The following is a 17,188-nucleotide window of genomic DNA, read 5'->3' on the forward strand; positions in this document are numbered from 1 at the left end:
AGGCGTGTTGCTACTCGCTACGACAAACTTGCCAGAAACTTCTTGGCCGCCGTCCACCTCGCCGCTCTCGTCGCTTATTGGATCAATTGAGTCTGAACCCTAGTCCTTCGTTCGCGAAATCGAGCGGTGAAGCCTTCTGGACGCGGGCTGCTTATGCTGTCTTAGACGGGACACAGGTGTCAGGCACCGGACAGACCACAGCGCATTGCGGCGTGTCGGAATGGCCCTCGCACTCCGTACACTTTTTTGCATCGATAACGTAAATGTCGCGCTTGAGGCTGATCGCCGCGTTGGGACACTCGAACTCACATGCCCCACAAACGGTACATTGCGAAGCGACGATCTTGTAAGCCATGCCTTCCGACTCCTTAGGCGAGCGATGCCATTGGCGATCCCTTTCAAATGCCGTGCCAAGGACAGGCGCGCTCAATGATGGGCAATTTGCCCAATGGTGCTGTGCGGGGTCTGAGACCATGTTGCATCTGCGACAGCATGGGCCGCTTCAATATCAAGCCGTGCGAGCCCTCGGGCCCCTACTCCGATAGCCAGTCGCGACTCGACTGCAGCGAGCTTCCGTCGGTTTGTCTGGCATGGCAGCGCGGGGCCAAGCGACGCTCGACGATTCCCGAAACCGGCAGCGCGAGTAAAAGCCGCGAGCCGACGCACGTCTACGCCGGATGTCGGCAAACCTCCGGTCACACGCCCTGACCGGAGATTTTGTCCAAGCCGCGCTCACGCCTGCAACGTTAACTCCGCGGATTGACTCGCTGGAGCCTTGCCAAAAGGGCTTTGTGCTACAATAACCTTCGGCATCGCTTCGGAGGGAAATGAAGTTCGGCCGGGAGGAGCGATACTGGGTTTGCAAAGCGACCGATTAAATTGCAGTCAGCCGCATGCCTGGTGCCGAGTAGGCATGCCGCGCGGGCCAGCGCTGGTACGCTTTGCCTGGCTGTGCTCAGTCACTCCTCATACAACTATTTTGGACGAAGTGGAACAGGGCTGAAAGATGAGTGTGCAAATTGCTTCAGCGGCATGGCCTTTCCGAACAGATGGCCCTGCGCAAGGTCGAAGCCGAGTTCGGTCACAGCGATCAGGTCGGCGTGGCTCTCCACGCCTGCGGCGACGGTGCGCACACTGTACTCTTTGGCTAGATCGACGATATGGCGGCACACCGTTCGCTTCAGGGGCCCATTTCCGCAACCGGCGACGTACTGCCGGTCCACTTTTAATTTCATGAACGGGAATTTTTCGAGCCCCATCAGCTGCGGCCAATTGGCGCCGATATTGTCGATTGCAAGGCCAATGTTGTGAAAGCGAACCTCACGCGCGACCTCGATCAGGAGATCTAGGTTCTGGATCGCTTCCTCGCTCTCGATTTCGATCGTCAAGCCGCCGAAAGCGGGGTGCGACGGCATGCGCTGACAGAGATCGCGTACCGCCTGCGGGTCAATCAGGAATGCTGCCGGGAGATTGATGGAGAGATCGGTCGAAGTTTGCTGCTCCAGAAGATACTTCCAATCCTTGATCGCGCGGTCGATCACGAACTGCGACAAGTCTCTAAAATGCGGATCGTGAGCCTCCGGGATGAAATACGCTGGTGGAACAACGCCCCAGGTCGGATGCCGCATTCGCACAAGCGCCTCGGCGCCGCGGCGGCTGAGGGTACACGGGTCAAAGTTCGGCTCATACCAGAGCTCAAGCCAGCCAGCGTGTAAGGCTTCTCCGACATGGACTGCGGGACGGGGCGCCGGCTCTCTGGGCAAGAGCATGGCGACCCGATCGCGCAGCGTCTCGGCTGCAAACGGCGTCCTCAGCGGCGGCAGCATATCAAGTCCATATTCGCCCCCGACCTGCTGCACTGCCGTCATGACGATCGACTCGCGGGCGCCGAACGCCAGCACTCTGCCTGCAAATTCTTCGCGTACGAGTATCTCGAGCAATCGTCCAGGCTCGATGCGATCCGAGCCAATGCCGAGCAGGATCAGATCAGGGAAGTCCGTGCAGAGTACGCGCGGCAGCTCGTCAGCAGTCCCGCATTCGCTGATCACAAACCCCATATCCTCTAGCACATCGCGTAGAAAGGCGCGCAGATGCCGCTTGCCCACGGCCACGCACGCTCGCGGCCGCACCTTACGCTGGCCGAAGATTACAGGTTTCCCTCCGACCAGTTCGGCCTGCCCATGCTCCATCGCAACCACTCCCCTTCCGTGAAGGTCCCTTAAACGAGGAGCGAAGGTCCAAACAAGCATTGCTTGCCATTATCTTTCGATTCTTCGAGGTAAGCTTAAGATAGTGCATTAGCGTGCAAAATCTTTTCGCTATGTTGTTCAGACGATTTTGTCGGGCGAACGCGTATGATACCTGTCCCGGCTCGCGCAACTTTGTACGAGTGACGCACACGAGTGTGGGGAATCTCACCTTCGGACGCGCCGAGCTGATGCGCCCTATGCCACGGCGATGATCATGCTACATGATGTACTGAATCGACTCTCGTGAGTGATGATCAGCAATCTCTCCTACGAAATGTTTGATCGGCATGGCCGGCCTGCCCACGCGCGAATGTGCCGTCTCGTGGATTCCCTATCTAGTCGAAGGAGATCCAACTGAGTTCGCAGCGGGTCAAGCCGCGGTCGATTCTGAGAACGGCAACAGCTTGCACTTACCTCACCTCTGTTGGTTATAGCGAGTGCGGACGTCCTATTCCCTATCGAGCTTGATAGTTTCTCTCAGTTGCGTTCTCTGTATCCTTCTGAACATGGATATCCTCAAGGGGACTGGAGGGACTAACGTGACGGGTGTTCGTGTTGGCGCTGAAGCGCAAGGCTTGCCCCACGGGGGCACGGCTTTGCGCAAAGGCGTGCCAGGAGATGAGAACGCGATCGTAGAAGCCGTCGGAAAGCTACTTTCTGAATTAGGTGGTCCCGGACCAGAGTTCAGGCTTGAAGGCGCAAAGCAGACTGCTTTGCGCCTGATTCAGGATCCCGAAGAGGGCTTCATTTTTGTCATCGAGGAACAAGCCACCGGGCAGATTGTAGGGATCGCTGCCATCTCCGCCGTACTGGCCGTGAGAGCAGCTGGAGCGTACGGCTGCTTCAGGAGCTATGGATTTCTCGGGACTTCCGAAGCTCTGACCGCGGTGGGCATCTGCTCGAGGCGGTACGTTCGGAGGCGAAGCGCCGAGGCTGGCAGATGATTGAGGTTGCGTTGCCCCCTGATGGCTATCCGGCCTTAGAACGGGTACGCCGTTTCTACGAGGAGAGGGGATATCGGGTTGGAGGATTGCGCGCGCGCAAGAGGCTATGACAGTACTGCGACCTCTGCTCCACACTTAAAAGCGCTCCTGGTCCTGTCACTAAAGACTTTCAAGGCAGAAAATCCTGCTGCTTGTTGCTTCTCGAAACGAACGCTCCAACGCGTGCGTCGCGGCCGAGGACAATCGAGAACCTCGGCGCTGATGCGGTGCTTACTCCCACTGCGAGCGGGTTACCTCTTCGACTTTTTTGGCGGGTATCAACCATCAAATCGTTCTTCATGGTGCGGAGCGATACGATGGTCTTGTCAAGGCTCGTGGACCGCGAGCGGAAACCTGCCCGGCTAGAAGGCGCGGAGCCAGGTCGGCGGCGGCCCGTTGCGGGCGAAGCCCGACCCAGCCTTACAAACGATAGCCGAGTGGTTCTTTCGTGCTTCCCACACGATGCCGCCAGTTTGGGATCACCGCACACAAATGCGATCCATTCGTCGCCAAGTCCAATGCCTCGGCAACTGGCAAGCCAATCATCTATGGGGCTTCTTCCTGCAACTTGATTCGGTGGACCGTCGCGTAAAGGGATTCGGTACCACGCTGTCGCTCCTGCTGGCGAACGTTCAAGGAAGGTGACGAAATCAGCCATCAACACTGATTCGGTAGAGGATTCCGTAATGAGCAATGTGCCGTTTGCCGCCTCCAATACGAGGTTCGTGCAGGTCGCCCCAGCGCAGGACTTGATGCGCCCGATCGTTTCGCCGTTCGGCGCCATGATGAAGACGTGGCCGAGGGAGGCGAGCGCGACAAAGAGCCGCCCGTTTTGATCCATCGTCAGCCCGTCAGGACCGCTGGTCCCGAAGGACAAGCTGAACCGTCCCACCTTCGCAGCCCCGCCGTCACGCATCAGCGGCACGCGCCAGCTGCTGTTGTCGCGCGTCATTGCAACGAACAACACGGCCTCGTCGGCGCTGAGCACCAGCCCGCTCGGGCTTGGCCAGTTCGAAATCAGGCAATCGAGCCGGCCGGCAGGACACAGTCGGACACCCAGCCGGTCGGATCGTGCACTCCAGTTCGCCCCTGATCGGTGAAATAGATGTCGCCGTTAGTCGCGGTATGCAGGTCGTTGCAGCCTCTGAAGGACTCGCAATTGCGGTTGCCCCAGAAGCGGGCTGATAGTATCCCGCTGCGGATCGAGCTCCATGAGGCCGTTCATGTAGTCGGCCACCAGCCCCCGGCCATCAGGTGCGATCTTCAGACCAATCGGCCAGCCGTCATATTCGATTGTCAGAGACCAGATCCCGTCGCGCGAAATCCGGAAAATGGGGCCGAAGGGGATATCGACGACGTAGAGATCCCCGGACTTGTCGAACGACGGCCCCTCGATGAAACAATCCACCGATGGCCTCCGCGGTTGGCATCCGGCCCATTTCGAGGAAACACCACGGCGACGAAATTCCGCGGCATCGACGAGAACACGCGGGTCTCAGCCAGCTGAGGCGGCTTGTCGAGATACATCATGACGGGCCTCACAGCGTGCGGCGCGGCTGTCCCTCATATTTGTAGCCAAACTGCTTGGGCATCGGTCCCTTGTTACGATCCTTGCGCCTGGTCTGTTCCCAGGCGTGGGCCAGGATTCCGACCGCGCGCGACAGGCAGAAGACGCCGCGCGCCAGCGGCGGCGCGAATCCGAGCTCGCCGTAAATGACCGCGGTCGCGCCATCAATGTTCATTGGGATGAGTTTGCCCTTGCGCTGCTGCATCACCCGCTCGATCGCGCGGGCGGCCTTGGCATAGTCGCCGCTGACACTGCCCTCAGCACTTGCGTCATCCACCAGCGCCAATAGCGGTGCGGCGCGGGGGTCGACCGAATGAAACCGGTGGCCGAAGCCGGGCAGATATTTGCCGCGCCTTGCAGTGAAATGGTCAATTGCGGCGGCCGCGGCCTCGCCGATCTCTAGGCCATCGCGCCTCCGCAGCACATCTTCGTAGAGTTCGACCGCCTGCTCCCCTGCTCCGCCGTGCACCTCATCGAGTGTATTGATGGCGGAGGCCATCGCACCATTCAGGGGCAGCCCGCAGCTCACCGCCATCTGCGCAATTGCGATGGAGGGCGCGTGCGGACCGTGGTCAACGGACGCGACCAGCGCAGCTTGCAGCAGCCGCTCCTGCGCTGGCGTCGGCAGATCGCCGCGCAACATCAGCCAGATCATGGCGGGAAAGGAAATCCGGCCGATCAAATCTTCGATTGGATAACCCCGATAGGCGATGCGACCGGGCGCGATGTCGCAGATGGAGGTTCGCCACCAACGGGCCGCTTGCTGCCGCAATTCTTCTTCGCTCATTTGCGGTTCCGCCCCTTCAACCCTGCCATTGCCGATCGCCGCAAGCCGTCGAATATCATGATATTGGTCCGTCCGCGGCTACGCGGACGGGCAGGAAATCAGCCGCCCGTTGCTTTGGCGTCCCGACGGCCCGGGTTGAGACCAGCTGCTCGACCTCCGCATACGAATAGCCGAGCCGCTGCAGCCATCGCTCGGTGTCTGCTCCGAGCGTCGCAGGTGGTGAAGGCACCGAAAACTCCTCATCCAGCCGGAAGCCCGGCCGCATGATTCGTAACGGCTGCGCACCATCTTGTTCTGGGGCCAAAGTCTCGACGAATCCGCGCTCGAGGAGCTGTGGCTGCTGCAAGATTTGGGAGACCGTCAGCACGCAGCCTGCGGGGACTCCAGCCAGATTCATTTGGGCCTCCCATTCTTCAGCGGGCTTGCAACTCAACGCCTGGTTCAGCTCCGTGTTCAGCGCTGCGCGATGGACCTTGCGTATCTCGCGCTCAGCAAAGCGTGGATCCGTCTTCAGGTCCGGTCGGCCAATCAGGTCGCATAGGGCTTGGTACTGCTTCTGCTCGTTGGCGGAAATGTTCAGCGGGCCTGTTGCGGTGCGGAACGTGCCGGAGGGAGCCGCGGTGAAGTTCTCGTTGCCGATGGGCTGCGGCTCGACACCAGCGTTCAGGTGGTTGGAGACGACCCATCCCATCGCTGCAACGGTGGCTTCGAGCAGGGACACGTCAATGAACCGACCGCGGCCGCTATGCCGCTGTTCGACCAGAGCCGCGGCTATGGCAAAGGCAGCAGTCAGTCCCGCAATCGTGTCCGAGATCGGAAAGCCGGTACGCAGGGGAGCCGAGGCCGTATCGCCAGTGACGCTCATGGCACCAGACAGACCCTGAACGATCTGGTCATAGGCCGGACGGGCGGACCACGGCCCGCTCTGCCCAAAGCCGGAGATCGCGCAGTAGACGAGACGCGGGTTGTGCCTGCTGAGCACATTAAAGCCTAGGCTAAGCCGTTCCATCACCTTCGGCCGGAAGCTTTCGAGCACCACATCGGCTTCCTTGACGAGTCGCAAGAATACCTCGCGGCCCGATTCCGACTTCAAGTCCAGCGCCACGGATTGCTTGCCGGCGTTCACCGCGACAAAAGAGAGGCCCTGCAAGCGCTCTGCCCTTTGCGGATCGGCGCCGAGGCGCCGCGCGAGGTCGCCGCCGTTCGGATTTTCGACTTTGATGACCTCCGCGCCAAGACGCGCGAGATGATAACCGCAGAACGGACCGGCCAACACGTTCGACAGGTCCAGGACGCGGATGCCGGTGAGCGGCAGAGACATCTGAAGACGCCTTCCTTTAGGTGATCCGATGGTGAGGGCTTGGCCGGCTGGCAGCTATTTCAGTTGTTGTGCGGCGCGTTCCGCGAAACGATTGGTGAAGGTTTTGTTCAAGTCGATCTTTGCGGCAGCGATTTTTGGATCAAAGTCGCTTAAGACAGCCAGCGGGACCTTGGCCGCCTCGATGTCCATCTGTCCGGTTGGCGAGAAGAGCGCTTTCGATGCGTTCATGATTTCGATATTCACCTCGCGATTGTCAGTCTTGTAACCAGGAGGAATCGTATCGACGAGCTGCTCCGTCGGCGTTGCGTTGATCCAGCGGTGAGTTTTGAGCAAGGCGTTGACCAGGCGCTGGACCGTTTCGGGATTTTTGTCGATGAAAGTCTGCTGAAGGTAGAGACACGCGGTCGGATAGGACCCGCCGAAGGCCTGCTTTGAGCCTTCGATCGTGCGCGCATCGAACAGCGCTGTCGCGTTCTTTTTGCGCGCGAGAAGCGTCGCGATGGGATCGAAATAGACCAGGGCATCGACATTCATGGCCTCAAGCGCCACCATGCCCGGTGCGCCGCTGCCGACGGCAATGATGTTGACATCGCGTGAACCCAATCCTGACTTCTTGATGTAGTAGCGCGCCATACTCTCCGTCGATGACCCCGGCGCCGTGATCCCGAGCCTGAGACCCTTCAGGTCGGCGCCGGTTCTGACCTTGTCGGCGAGGTCGCTGCGGACACCGAGCAGGACGCCGGGAATGTCATTCAGCAGGAACACGCAGGAAATTTGCTTACCCAGCACCTGCATCTGAATGGTATGATCGTAAAAGCCGATAGTCCCGTCGACAGAGCCGCCGATCAGGGCCTGCAGAGCCTTAGAGCCACCGGCCTGGAAGTTCTCGACGGTAACGTCAAGGCCTTCTTCCTTAAAGGAGCCAAGCTTCACTCCAAGTTCGACAGGCATATAGTTGAGGATTTTTGACCCCACCGCGATCTTCAATTTTGTTTTCTCGGGCTCGGTGGCATGCGCCAAAATGACCGAGAATGCGGCGAGCGCCACCACCGGCATCAACCTTATGGAAACGTGCATGCGAACCTCCATAATTGATGGGAGAGCGTACGATCAGCTTTCGTGCGCAGGCGCCGGCCGCCAGACCAGGAGCCGCTTTTCCGCGCAGTCGACGATGGCATCGAGGGCAACGACGAAGGCGGAGAGAACGACAATTCCTGCGAACACTCCGGTCGCATCGAGGACGCCTTCGGCCTGCGCAATTAGGTGCCCCAATCCTGCGGACGAGCCGAGATATTCCGCGACCACGGCTCCCATCACAGCCATGCCGACGGACACCCGCAGGCTCGACAGAATCCAGGTCGTGGCGGACGGCAGGTAGACGTGCCGTAGCAGGGACGACTTCGAAGCACGCAGCAGGCGGGCATTCGCCAGCACGACCGGATTGACCTCGCGGACGCCTTGGAACGTATTGAAGAATGCGACGAATAGAACCAGCGTGACGCCGAGCGCAACCTTGGAGGTGAGGCCCAATCCGAACCAGATGACGAAAATGGGTCCAAGCAAGATCCGCGGGATTGCATTGAACATCTTGATAAAGGGCTGAACGACTTCGGCAGCAAATGGGCTTAAGCCCAGCCAGATCCCAAGTGCTGTGCCGATCCCGATGCCAGCCAGGAACGACAGGACCGTCTCCAGCAATGTTATGCCAATATCGCCCCAAAAGTCCGCCGTCGACATCCACTCCCCGATCCTCACGACAAGTGTCGACGGCGCCGGAAAGAAGAAGGGATCAATCAGTCCGGCCCAGACGCCCAATTCCCAGATCAGGATCATGCCAAGCAGGATGGCGAACTGCGTGAGAGCGACCCTACCCCTGCGTGACATAGCTTTTCTCCACTTCGGCGCCGAGCAGCGACCAAATTTCACGATAGAGCGCGACGAATTCGTCGGTGGTCTGCAGCGCAGAAACATCGCGCGGACGAGGGAGCGTGATCCTGACGTCGGCAACCATGCGGCTGGCGGGACCGGCAGACATCACAACGACGCGGTCCGCCAGCGTGATCGCCTCATCGAGATCATGGGTGATGAAGATGAGCGAGCGCCGGTCCGCCTGCCAGAGGTCGAGCAGGATGCGGTGCATGAGTCGGCGTGTGTGAACGTCCAGCGCGGAGAACGGCTCATCCATGAGAACGATTTTGGGCTCCATGATCAGGGTTTGTGCCATCGCAACGCGCTTGCGTTGGCCGCCGGACAATTGATGCAGATAGCGCTCCTCGAATCCCTTCAATCCGACCTTGGCGAGCCAGGGCCGTGCCTGCTCGCGCGCTTTCGCGACCGACCTGCCCTGAAAGACGAGCCCGAGGCCGACATTGTCCTGGGCGGTCTTCCAGGGCAGCAGCCCTTCCTGTTGAAGCATGTAGCCGGACTGACCGTTCAGGCCCGTAAGAGACTTGCCGAAAATGCGAACGTCGCCGGCGGCGGGCTTCAGCAGTCCGGTGACAGTGTTGAGAATGGTCGATTTTCCGCAGCCGGTCGGACCCACCACTGCAACGAATTCCGTCTCGGCCACCTGGAGGTTCATGCTTTTGACTGCCGTGAAGTCGCCGAAGCGAATCATGACGTCGTGCAAGTCCACGGCAAGTCCCGGCCGCCCCATTGTTTCGCTCCATAGAACTTGTTCTGAAACCTGGAACCGAGTAGCTCGCGTTCTCACGAGGAGTCAATCGTATTATTCTGACGTGCGGAATTGTGCTCGCGCTAGCTTGGTGGACTCCTGGCGTCAGTTTGACTATTGGTTCTGCACAGCAGGACTAGAGGTATCGATGGTAAGAACAGGCGTTGATGCGGTCACGCGGGCACTGGCAATCCTTAAGGCGTTCGACCCGGAGCGCGCCGCGATGACGCTGACGCAGATTGCGGATGCGACTGACCTCTACAAGAGCACAGTCCTTCGCCTTGCCGCATCTCTGGAGGCGGGTGGGTTCCTGGTGCGGGGTACGAACCGGCTATTTCGACCCGGACCGGAGCTATGGCGCCTTGGGGCGCTCTATCAGCGCGGGCTCGACCTTGGTGACCTGATCAGACCCTCGCTCCATCGTCTGGTCGAGGCTACCGGAGAGACCGCATCCTTCTACATCGCGGAGGGCGACGAGCGCATCTGCCTTTATCGCGTCAATTCTCCGCGTTCGGTCCGGCATCACCTCGAAGAGGGTCACCGATTGCCGATTGACCGCGGCGCTGCCGGCCGTGTTCTTACCGCCTACCGCGATTCTGCATCAACCGATGGAAAGAAGGTCAGAGATCGTGGCTTCTACGTCTCGATCGGCGAGCGGGATCCTGAGGTCGCGGCTGCAGCTGTGCCTGTGATCGACGTTCATGGCCAATTGCGCGGCGCTCTCTCGGTGTCCGCCATTCGGAGGCGCTTTGATGCAGATGCTCGGAAGGCTGCGATTCTAGTTCTGAAGTCCGAGGCTAAAGCGCTGATCGGTCTGCTGCCCGCAAGCGAGCGCTGAGCTACAATGGCAGCGTTCCGTTTATGACGCACAGCTCAGCGGGTGCCGCAAGGGCCTCTCCTGAGCGCAGCGTGCATTTTTTACATTGTTGAGGAGCATCGGGACGCGAATCGGCGAGGCGTTCTTTTGCGACAAGAATTTGGTGGTGGAAGGAATGCCCTGACAAACGACAGAGCGTCGTGCAGTGGTGACGCCCCTGAAGCCGTTCCTGGAGTCGTTCCAAGTGATCCCGCCGCAGATCATCCTCGAGCTCGACGCCACCTACCTGTACACGGGCATAAGGAGGGAGGCTTCTTCAAAGGCTACGCTGCTGGATATATGTGCTGGGCGCGCTGACATCGATGCAAGCGCGGCCAGAACGTTGCGCAGTTGTGCGGCCGTTCGACCCATTTGGCCCCCATCTTCGGCGTGGTGGTGTTGAACTGGCGCGCGGCGGCGTGCATTCCTCAGTGCCGTTTCCACACACCGCACCATGGCCTCTCGACCTTTCGGCGCTCCTTGAGAGCTTCTGGCAGGCTCGACATCCGCCTGATACGCCGCCTATCTCAGTCCGTCATCACCCAGCTTATTCAGAGATCGAAGTGATCGATGATGATCTCGGTCGTTCAGCCGCCGGCGGCTTACACACGCCGGCTTCGAGCGAATGGTAGCGGAGGTTTGCCTTGGTAGGGTTGGTGCGGTTTGCGCCCGCGACGTCTCGCGCTTCGCTCGCAACAGTCGGGATTGGCAGCAACTCATCGAGATGTGCCGCGTGGCCGATACCGGTTCTGGTCGATCAGGAGACCATCTAAGCGCTGAGGCATGGCAACGACCGCCTGCTGCTCGGGGTAAGGGGCAGCCTCAACGAGTACGAACCGGATCTGTTGCGCCAGCGCTCGCTCTCGGCACGCTGTGAGAAGGCGCTCCGGGGCGAGTTGGTTATGGCAGCGCCCGTCGGCTTCATGAAGGCCCTTATGAGAAAGACCCGGATCGGCGCGTCCAGGATCAAGATGGTGTTCGACCAGGTCGAGGAACTGGGCGGATCGCGACAGGCGCGTTGCTGGCGCCACGGGTCCAATCTCGATCCCGGTGAAGCAGACCAACGGGGACACGGCCCGGCGGCGACCACACTACTCCGCCATCGGCAGGCTTAAACACCGGGATATGGTAGTTCGAGCGCATTGATGTGACGCGCTCGGGGTACGCGATTGCCGTTGCCGGTCTTGAGGCCATTGCGATTGAGGGGGCGGCAATGAGATCGTCGCTGGCGATCAGCACCAGTCGGCGCGCGGTTGGATGGTGTCGGCGGAGAGCATCACGCAACTGATGCCGCCGTTCTTTAGCTCTCTTGCCGGCCGCGGTTGCAGCGGCGATCGCCCCGGGGACCGACGACACCAAGCCGCGCTTCCTCGATCACCGCGCTGAACGATGCGGAGTTGCATGCCCTACACCGGCGTATTGAGGGCGATGGGACAACTGTTCGAAGCGCGACGCCCTGTCGGACGATAGCAGCGCAGACTGTCAGTCTCGAGACAAATGTCAGCAACTTGACGCTACACACCTCACGGAGTGCCTGCAGAGCTTCGAACTCTCTTCGGCACGAGGTTTGCTTTACTCAGTCATCATCATCACCACGCAGTGCGATGGTCTTCGGGACGGGCTCGGCGCATCGCCGTTAGCGTCTGGTCCGCCCGACGTTTTGCTGCGGCGATAACTTAAGGGCGCTCGGTTGTCGACCGAGAAAATGCAGGGAAGGAAGTATTGGTGCGATCTGGAGTTTTTCTTTCGGGAGCCACAACAATTGCGCTCATCGCAACCGGTGCAGCCAATGCGGCGGACCTTGAGCCAGAAGTGAAACTGCCACCAGCAGTGTGGAGCTGGTCCGGAGGCTATATTGGCGGGCACGTCGGCGGTGGGTACGGCCGAACCTCCTTCGGTAATCCCTACGGTCCGTCAATCTATGGCGGCGTCGTCGATACCCCAGTGTTCCTCGCAGGAGGCCAGATCGGCTACAATTGGCAGAAGAACGGCTGGGTCTTTGGCGTCGAACTAGATGCCAGCGGCGCTGTCTCCGATGGCACAAATACTTGTCTGGCCGCCTCCGGCTTTGTTGTGAGCGCAAACTGCACGGCTGGTCCAAACCTCTTTACCACCGGGACCGGTCGCGTCGGTTACGTGTTGGACGCTCTCGGCCATACGCTGGCCTATCTCAAGGGAGGCGTGGCTTGGCAATACAATCAGGGCAACGTCCTCAATAACTACGAATTCAATGACCTCGGGCTACAGAAGAAAACTCATTTCGACTATGGTCAGGTCGGTGGCGTCATCGGGCTGGGCGTCGAACAAGCGCTTACGCCTGCATGGTCGGTCAACGTAGAGTATGACTATCTGCATTTCGGTGGGCCAAGCGTCGCAACGCCTCCGACGGTGCAGCTTCCGCCGTTCGCAATTCTTCCGGCGAACACAACGAGCCTGTCCAGCAGCTATCACATCGGAAAGATCGGGTTGAACTACCATTTTGGCGCCGCCCCATGGGCGGCGCAATGGGCCGATGCGCCGCTGTATGCGAAAGCACCTGCCGGCGCGCCGCCGATTGCTTACACGGCCGGTTGGTCGTTCGAAGGCGGATCGCGGCTCTGGCTCAGCCGGGGACGATTCCAATGGGACGCCAGCGCTGTTCCCCATGGGATCGCTACTGGAGATCCTAACATTCTTGTATCAAGGCTCACATACCATGGCCTCGACGGACTTTCCGGGGAATTATTTGGCCGTCTTGACAGCCCGTGGGGAGTGTTCCTGAAGAGCAACGTCGGCATCGGGCGCTTCGATAAAGGAAAGATGAACGATGAAGATTGGAGCCTCCCTCGCGGGGTCTCTTATAGCAACACGATATCGGGCCAGGCAAACGGAAGGTTCACCTATTATACGGTCGATGCGGGTTACGATTTTTTGCGCGGCGCCAACTACAAGCTCGGCGGATTTATCGGCTGGGCCTATTACGCCCAGAACTCCGATACGATGGGATGCATGCAGATTGCCAACCCCATGACACTATGCCCGGCGTCGGCTGATCAAATCATTGGCAGCCAGGATACGCAGTGGAATGCACCTCGCGTCGGCCTGAGCGCCGAAACCATGCTTACCGAGCGTTGGCGTTTAAGCACGGATGTCGCTTACCTGCCTTGGACCGATTTCGCTGGTCGCGACCACCATCTGTTGCGCCCGAGGACTACCTTTATTGATCATCGCGGGAATGGAGGCGGGGGTGTACAGGTCGAAGGCGTGTTGTCCTACTTCATCACCGATAATCTCAGCCTCGGCGTCGGCGGGCGCTATTGGGCAATGTGGACCCAAAAGGACAGCGAAGCGATATGCACAGGCTGTTATCCGGGAACCACTGCGGCTCAGTTTTCAAAGTTCAGCATGGAGCGCTGGGGTACGTTCTTTCAGGCATCTTACAAGGTCAATTGAAAACGCCCCACCTTAGTCAGCTCCAGACACCAGCCCTGCTGGACGAGCATCCTGAAGCCGTACGCGTTTCCCTGGCAGAAGTATCTTGAACCGTCCTAGGCGTTTTCGAAGCTGGAAGTCATTACCGGCGTGGCCCGCCCGGATTTACGTTGGATTCCGCCGCCAAATAATAGTGAGATACTGTCGAGCAGCTGATGGAAACGTGGAAGCGGCGCCAGGCTGAAATCGGTAACTTCAACAAGCTCCGCATTTGCCTTTGTAGGACGATTCGCGAAGTGTGACGGGTGAAAACAAGGTTCAATTCTGATCGACGGGCGGTTCGTAAGACGCACGCACTCACTCACTAGTAAAGAAGGGGCCGCCGCCGTGAACTTCGGCGGTGACCCACCTAGGCCTACGGTGCAGAAACTCCGGTCCGTCATCGGCCCAACATATCGAACTTGATAACAAAGACATTCAGCGAGATCACATTAATGGGGATACCGTCCGCGTGTTTCTTTTGCTCCACGAACGCGCTCGACACCTATCGCGATGGCTGCCGTGCGATTGTTTTCACGTTTGCTTCGCGCCAAGACGCGCTCGAAAGCACGATCCAAAGTTGTTACTCCCTACTCGTGACTTCCTCCTCCTCCCAGAATAGTCGTTGGAAGCCCTGCACCCCCCATTCAAAGTAGCTGACCACGACACCGCCCGAGTTGCGGAGAATATGGGGATGAGAAAGATCTGCTTCTGATGGCCTTGCTACTGGCTGTTTCGGGGTCGATGCCCCGTTCCGGGCAGCCGGAACAAGCACGTCACACGGGATCGTCAGCAGCTCGCCTGGGTCTAGAGCAAGCTCGCTGGAGTGGCCATCCAGGCTACCTAGGAGGCAGCATGTCCGACCAGCTGTGGTATATCGAGCGCCGAGGTCGATAAAGCGCGCCCGTGTGATCTCTGACTCCGATCACTTTCGCTCGCATATTGTGTAGCTCGAGTGCGGTGATCGAACCGACATCTCCAAAGCCTTGAACAATACCGTGACAGATTCCTTCGGCATCAGCAGGCGGGTTCTTAGGTCGTCTGGTATCCTCGGGATAATTCGCGATCAGTTCGAATTGCTTTACGGCCATCTCAAACACTTGCCCAGTGCAGACAGTCACGGATAGCTCCTGAGCCTGGATATGAAACGTCGGAATGCTTGTGCTTCAGAGCACCGAGCTCCCTGGTGCGTGTTGCGCGTTTCAGACGCGGGTGAGACAACTAGTCCAATCAGCAAGATTGCGTCTCGCGGTCACGCCAGAAATATCACCAATGCGATGAAAGCGAGATTGACCGAGGCGGCCACGACGGCCCAACAGCAAATCGTGGCAGGCGAAAATTCAAGAGCGTCCTGCGAAGTGTCGACCCAAAGCGGCGGCATTCAAGTCAGCTCCAAAGACGCGGGTTAAGAGACAAACCTGCATAAGCGCAGAAACCACCCACTCTGCTAAAGCCGAGCCTTTCGACCTTGCGTAGAGCCCTTGCCACCCCGCCTGGCGAGCGGGAGCACATCGGCTATCGCTCGCCGAACTGCCCGATCCGTCCGCTAGGCGAGCCGGTGCGATCCGCGAGTGCGAGGAGCACGGCTGGAGGACGGACCGCGCGGATCGCACGCCCGCGAGCCCGCAAAATCCGTGCCCACTGGCAGCCCGTCTTGCCGCGAGCTTCTCGGGAGGCTTGCGCCCAATGCTCTGGGTTCGATGACATCCATTCTAAGGTCAACCCGCTATCCCGATCGCTCTTGAGCCACGGTGCCGGAGCGCTCGTCTGAGCTCACCGAACTGATGGAACATGACGAACAGAGCGATCATTCCGGCGCCCAGCTCAGCGATTGCTTGACTGGCTAACAGCCCATCGAAACCCGCAACCACCGGGAATAACAGTACGGCCGGTATGAAGAGATAGCCCTGCCTCGCCAGGGCCACAATTGCACTGAGGCGTGCTCTCCCAAACGCTAGAAGCATTGCCGTCACGAAACTCTGAACCCCAAACAGTCCAAAGAAGAGATGGAACACGATGCAGGACGAGACGGCTATTTCCGTGACATTCTCGTTATCGCTAAATAGACTCACCAAAGGCCTTGCAAAAACAACAACGGCCGCAGAATACGCGATGGAGAATGCGACCGTCACGAAGAGCATGAACTTCGCAGCCTTCAGAATACGAACATAGTCGCGTGCGCCCCAACCGAAACCCAGGATAGCTTGAGCGCCTATGCAGAACCCGGTGATAGGCAGTGCGCCGACCATCAAGATTCGCACAGCTATTCCAACTGCAGCGATGGAATCATCGCCGAACGGTGCGGCAGCTCCGTACAAGAGCATAACCGCAAGAGCCGATAAGATACTCGTCATTGTCGCTGGCGCGCCCACCAACGCGAGCTGTCTGATGCGATCTGCTCGCAATGATATGTGAGATATCCTGACGAGAACTGTCCCGCCAAGCTTCGCAAAATACGCAATATACAGTCCAATAGCGGCGATCTGCGATACCAGCGTTGCGAGGGCTGCGCCACGCACACCAAGGTCAAACAAGAATATGAAGACAGGGTCAAGCACAGCGTTCAGTAGAAACGAGGTAAGCATCGCCCACATGCTGAATCGCGTATCGCCTTCGGCTCTGACAATGAACCCGCTAACGATGTTTAGAAGCATCAGGGTGTTCCCGAACAAAAGCGTTCCCGCGTAGTCGAGCGCCACGGGCATGATGGTTGGAGTCGCTCCGAGGATTGCGAATATCGCTGGCAGACTTGGAAGCAGAGCGACGGTAACTATGATGCCAATCGGAGCGGTGAGCGCGAGAGCTGTACTTGCGCCTCGACTCGCCTCTAGGTACTCACGAGCGCCCAGATGACGAGATATGAAGGACGCCGTTCCAACACCGATTCCCTGTGCGGCTGCCGCGAGCAGGACCATGATCGGCAAGGTCATGCTCACAGCTGCGGTCGCCTGCGCGCCAAGTGCGCCAACAAAGATCGCATTGACGACCTGCTGTAAAGCATGGATCGATAAACCAACAACAGATGGAATGGCGAGCCGCAGGATAAGGCTCGAGAGATTCGGGTCCGATAGATCGATGTGCTGTTTCTTCTGTGGCATCAAACTTCGCTCGCTCTCGAGCGCGAATTCCGTATCCGGCTCATTCATGCATGAACGTGTCGCGATTTTCCAAATTCGCTGATCGCGCACTCAGCGCAAGCTTTTCCGATCCGCTCTTGCACAGCGGTACATAAGTTTATCTGCGCCGATCGATCGTCGTGATCGCGTGGACCCGTTTGACGTTTCACAAGCTGATTTTTGCC

The 17,188-nt window shown here is 59.0% G+C and carries 11 protein-coding genes and 3 pseudogenes; 4 read left to right on the forward strand and 10 right to left on the reverse strand.

Annotated features, from left to right (window positions below):
- A pseudogene (locus IVB36_RS06595) lies at positions 1-90 on the forward strand (IS5/IS1182 family transposase); the annotation flags it as partial.
- A gap of 61 nt (positions 91-151) precedes the next feature.
- Here the strand turns inward: IVB36_RS06595 and IVB36_RS06600 are convergent.
- The 8 genes and pseudogenes from IVB36_RS06600 to IVB36_RS06635 form a co-directional block, all read right to left on the reverse strand.
- Positions 152-355 carry a 4Fe-4S binding protein gene (locus IVB36_RS06600; protein ID WP_148740553.1) on the reverse strand — a complete coding sequence of 68 codons (204 nt, stop codon included), beginning with the start codon at positions 353-355 and terminating at the stop codon, positions 152-154.
- Between the two features lie 619 nt (positions 356-974).
- On the reverse strand, positions 975-2,189 hold the full coding sequence (locus tag IVB36_RS06605) for an EAL domain-containing response regulator (RefSeq protein ID WP_247391032.1): 1,215 nt from the start codon (positions 2,187-2,189) through the stop codon (positions 975-977).
- 1,692 nt (positions 2,190-3,881) lie between these two features.
- Positions 3,882-4,762 (reverse strand): annotated as a pseudogene (locus tag IVB36_RS06610) (SMP-30/gluconolactonase/LRE family protein); the annotation flags it as partial.
- A gap of 8 nt (positions 4,763-4,770) precedes the next feature.
- Entirely contained in the window at positions 4,771-5,586 is an 816-nt protein-coding gene (locus IVB36_RS06615) for a citryl-CoA lyase (protein WP_247391033.1), read from the reverse strand.
- A 55-nt stretch (positions 5,587-5,641) separates the two neighbouring features.
- Positions 5,642-6,907 carry a CoA transferase gene (locus tag IVB36_RS06620; protein WP_247284004.1) on the reverse strand — a complete coding sequence of 422 codons (1,266 nt, stop codon included), beginning with the start codon at positions 6,905-6,907 and terminating at the stop codon, positions 5,642-5,644.
- 54 nt (positions 6,908-6,961) lie between these two features.
- Positions 6,962-7,984, reverse strand: coding sequence for an ABC transporter substrate-binding protein (locus IVB36_RS06625; RefSeq protein WP_247336565.1), 1,023 nt, complete (start codon positions 7,982-7,984; stop codon positions 6,962-6,964).
- Positions 7,985-8,017: 33 nt separating this feature from the next.
- Entirely contained in the window at positions 8,018-8,791 is a 774-nt protein-coding gene (locus tag IVB36_RS06630; RefSeq protein ID WP_247391034.1) for an ABC transporter permease, read from the reverse strand.
- Positions 8,775-9,563: an ABC transporter ATP-binding protein gene (locus tag IVB36_RS06635; protein WP_247299133.1), complete on the reverse strand. Its 789-nt coding sequence runs from the start codon at positions 9,561-9,563 to the stop codon at positions 8,775-8,777. The genes IVB36_RS06630 and IVB36_RS06635 overlap by 17 nt, the downstream gene beginning before the upstream one ends.
- A gap of 166 nt (positions 9,564-9,729) precedes the next feature.
- Between IVB36_RS06635 and IVB36_RS06640 the strand changes: the two genes are divergently transcribed.
- The 3 genes from IVB36_RS06640 (at position 9,730) to IVB36_RS06650 (ending at position 13,869) form a co-directional block, all read left to right on the forward strand.
- Positions 9,730-10,419: an IclR family transcriptional regulator gene (locus IVB36_RS06640; protein ID WP_026232770.1), complete on the forward strand. Its 690-nt coding sequence runs from the start codon at positions 9,730-9,732 to the stop codon at positions 10,417-10,419.
- Positions 10,420-11,339: 920 nt separating this feature from the next.
- Positions 11,340-11,552 (forward strand): hypothetical protein, encoded by a 213-nt coding sequence (locus IVB36_RS06645; RefSeq protein WP_247391035.1) that lies wholly within the window; start codon positions 11,340-11,342, stop codon positions 11,550-11,552.
- A 610-nt stretch (positions 11,553-12,162) separates the two neighbouring features.
- On the forward strand, positions 12,163-13,869 hold the full coding sequence (locus IVB36_RS06650; RefSeq protein ID WP_247391050.1) for an outer membrane beta-barrel protein: 1,707 nt from the start codon (positions 12,163-12,165) through the stop codon (positions 13,867-13,869).
- Positions 13,870-14,339: 470 nt separating this feature from the next.
- Here the strand turns inward: IVB36_RS06650 and IVB36_RS40370 are convergent.
- Together IVB36_RS40370 and IVB36_RS06665 are read right to left on the reverse strand one after the other, a co-directional pair.
- Positions 14,340-14,882, reverse strand: a pseudogene (locus tag IVB36_RS40370) (glutamate dehydrogenase); the annotation flags it as partial.
- A gap of 723 nt (positions 14,883-15,605) precedes the next feature.
- Entirely contained in the window at positions 15,606-17,033 is a 1,428-nt protein-coding gene (locus IVB36_RS06665) for an MATE family efflux transporter (protein ID WP_247391036.1), read from the reverse strand.
- Between the last annotated feature and the right edge of the window lie 155 nt (positions 17,034-17,188).

Origin of the sequence: Bradyrhizobium sp. 35, assembly GCF_023073215.1 — a bacterium.
Lineage (GTDB): Bacteria > Pseudomonadota > Alphaproteobacteria > Rhizobiales > Xanthobacteraceae > Bradyrhizobium > Bradyrhizobium canariense_D.